Origin of the sequence: Larkinella soli (assembly GCF_003703975.1) — a bacterium.
Lineage (GTDB): Bacteria > Bacteroidota > Bacteroidia > Cytophagales > Spirosomataceae > Larkinella > Larkinella soli.
This window is the reverse complement of the sequence record NZ_QTJY01000076.1, coordinates 1-358: the sequence shown is the minus strand read 5'-3', so window position 1 is coordinate 358 and position 358 is coordinate 1. Positions and strand designations below refer to the sequence as shown.

Here is a 358-nt window from a genome sequence, read left to right as displayed (position 1 = left end):
TTCGACGAGCAGCAGCGGGTGCTGTCGATCGAGGAGAAGCCGGCCGTGCCCAAGTCGAACTATGCGGTGCCGGGGCTGTACTTCTATGATAACCAGGTGGTGGAGATCGCCCGCACGCTGCAGCCCAGTGCGCGGGGGGAGTATGAGATCACCGACGTCAACAAGGTGTATCTGGCGGAGGGCCGGCTGCAGGTGGGCATTCTGGACCGGGGCACGGCGTGGCTGGACACGGGCACGTTCGGCTCGCTGATGCAGGCGGGTCAGTTCGTGCAGGTGATCGAGGAGCGTCAGGGGCTGAAGATCGGCTCGATCGAGGAGGTGGCCTACCGGATGGGCTACATCGACGGCGAGCAGCTGG

1 protein-coding gene is annotated in these 358 nt (G+C 65.1%); it reads left to right on the top strand.

Annotated features, from left to right (window positions below):
* A partial coding sequence (locus DX909_RS29375) for a sugar nucleotidyltransferase (RefSeq protein WP_262707537.1) occupies nucleotides 1-358 on the top strand: 358 nt, incomplete at both ends.